At 72.5% G+C, this 2520-nt stretch carries 2 protein-coding genes; one reads left to right on the plus strand and one right to left on the minus strand.

Translation table 11 applies throughout. The features are described from left to right. Positions 1-275: 275 nt before the first annotated feature. Positions 276-1649 (plus strand): nitrate/nitrite transporter, encoded by a 1374-nt coding sequence (locus tag ABZ914_RS50080; protein WP_500201630.1) that lies wholly within the window; start codon positions 276-278, stop codon positions 1647-1649. Here the strand turns inward: ABZ914_RS50080 and ABZ914_RS50085 are convergent. Continuing rightward, a complete protein-coding gene (locus tag ABZ914_RS50085) occupies positions 1597-2325 on the minus strand; it encodes a maleylpyruvate isomerase N-terminal domain-containing protein (protein WP_433135571.1) in 729 nt (242 codons plus the stop codon). The two genes, ABZ914_RS50080 and ABZ914_RS50085, sit on opposite strands and share 53 nt — an antisense overlap. Positions 2326-2520 lie beyond the last annotated feature (195 nt).

Genomic DNA, 2520 nt, shown 5'->3' on the forward strand with positions numbered 1-2520 from the left:
AGGTGTGCACGTCCCCCTGCGCGTGCACCTCGAACGACATCGCGTAGTCGTTCCCGCAGACCTCGCAGGTCGCCATCGGTCCTGTCTCCCTCCCCCGCCGCGCCGCGATCACGGTCTACCCCGGCGGGGCGGCGGCCACGCGCCCCCGCCTGGTCTCACACCTCGCGCGCGCACGCTGTGCAGTGGAGTTATCACCGCCGCATTGCGGGCCACACAAGCATGAAACGCCCAGTTCCTAGCGTCGTGCCGCGTCAGCGACCCCAAGGAGACACCCGATGACCGTCACGACCGAAGCGGCGCCGCGCACGCGCCGCCCCTCGCTGAAAGGCCGCTGGATCGAGGACTGGCGGCCCGAGGAGCCGGAGTTCTGGGCCGCGACCGGGGCCCGCACCGCCCGCCGCAACCTCGCGTTCTCGATCTTCTCCGAGCACATCGGGTTCTCGGTCTGGACGCTGTGGTCGGTGCTCGTGCTGTTCCTCGGCCCGGCCTACGGCATCGACCCGGCCGGCAAGTTCATGCTCACCACCGTCCCGGCGGCCATCGGGGCCGCGCTGCGGATCCCCTACACCTTCGCCGTCGCCCGGTTCGGCGGCCGCAACTGGACCATCGTCAGCGCCTCGCTGCTGCTGGTCCCCGCGGTGCTCGCCGCGTTCCTCATCAAGCCCGGCGTCTCGTACTCGACCCTGCTGGTCCTCGCGGCGGTCGCGGGCGTCGGCGGCGGCAACTTCGCCTCCTCGATGGCCAACATCAACGCCTTCTACCCGCAGCGGCTCAAGGGCTGGGCCCTCGGCGTCAACGCCGGCGGCGGCAACGTCGGCGTCGCCGTCGTCCAGCTCGTCGGCCTGGCCGTGCTCGCCACCGCCGGCAAGGGCCACCCGGGCCTCGTCGCCGGCATCTATATCCCGTTCATCGTGCTCGCCGCGCTCGGCGCGGCACTGTTCATGGACAACCTGTCGCAGGTCCGCAACGAGAAGCGGGCGATGCGCGACGTCTGCAGGGACGGCCACACCTGGATCATGTCGCTGCTCTACATCGGCACGTTCGGGTCGTTCATCGGGTTCGGATTCGCCTTCGGGCAGGTGCTGCAGGTCCAGTTCAAGGCCGACTTCGACACCCCGATCAAGGCCGCCTACCTGACCTTCCTCGGGCCCCTGCTCGGCTCGCTGATCCGGCCCGTCGGCGGATGGCTCGCCGACCGGACGGGCGGCGCGAGGGTCACGTTCTGGAACTTCGTCGCGATGGCGGTCTCGGCGGGGATCGTCCTCACCGCCTCGCGGGAGAAGTCGCTCGCGCTGTTCGTCACCGGGTTCATCCTGCTGTTCGCGTTCAGCGGCCTCGGCAACGGCTCCACCTACAAGATGATCCCGGCGATCTTCCGGGCGAAGGCGCAGCTCGGCGTCGCCGACGGCGGCGACCCGGTGGCCGCCGAGCACGAGGCCCGGCGGCTCGCCGGCGCGCTCATCGGCATCGCCGGCGCGATCGGCGCGTTCGGCGGCGTGCTGGTCAACATCGCCTTCCGGCAGTCGTTCCTGTCCTCCGGGACCGGGGACGGCGCGTACATCGCGTTCATCGCCTACTACGCCGTCTGCTGCCTGCTCACCTGGGCGGTCTACCTGCGGACCCACCCGAGGAGGCCGGCGGGCGTCTGACGCCCTGCCGCGCGTTGCGCTGCCGCCCGCCCCGCGACCGGCCGGGCCCCTCCCCGGGGTCCGGCCAGTTCGGCGCGCGGCCCGACGACCGCAGCACCGACTCCCACGCGTCCCCGGACTCCAGGGGCAGGTGCGGCACTCCCCAGTGCCACGCCGACACCAGCACCTCGGGATCGCGCGGCCGGTAGTCCGCGCCGATCGCGCGGGCCATGTCCCAGGCGTGCAGGTGCCACTCCACACACGCGGCGCCCGCGTGGTCGCCCACGGTGTACTTGGTGCCCCGGTAGATCAGGTGGGTGCGGTCCCACATGTCCGGCATCAGGTCGGCGTAGGCGCCGGCCGACACCGAGAACGCCGTGATCCGCTCCGGGCCCGGCTCCGGCGGCAGCACCGCCAGCTCGGCCGCGTTCTGCCGCGCCTGCTGGCGGATCAGCACCGCCGACGCCGCGTCCTGCGCGAACAGCTTGGCCAGCCGGCTGTCCGGCGCGTCCTGCAGGTACTCCAGGAAGTTCTCCGCCACGCACCGCAGGTGCCCGGCCAGGTCGATCAGCTGCCAGTCGGCGCACGGCGTCGGCACGTCCCAGTCCTCGACCGCCGACGCCAGCTCACGGATCGCCCGCGTACCGTCCTGGTAGGACTCGAGTACGCGGCACCGATCCGGCGGCGTGCGCTCCACGTGACTTCCCCCCGCGTCCAGGGCACCAGCGCCCTCCCCGCCGGAGCGCGTCCCGCGCCCGCCGCGCGCGGCGGGCGGTACGGGCCGCCCCGGCGTTCCCCGAGAGGGCAGACTCTCAGAGTTCGGTGGCCGGTGCCACTCGGTGGTGCTGTGTCGTCCCACGTGGTCCCACGTGGGCACGGGCCGCCGCCACGG

This window comes from Spirillospora sp. NPDC046719, from assembly GCF_040645715.1.
GTDB lineage: Bacteria > Actinomycetota > Actinomycetes > Streptosporangiales > Streptosporangiaceae > Spirillospora.

What these genes read in the sequence shown, in the direction of transcription:
- ABZ914_RS50080 (WP_500201630.1), top strand. Translation starts at nt 276, where the DNA reads ATGACCGTCACGACCGAAGCGGCGCCGCGCACGCGCCGCCCCTCGCTG.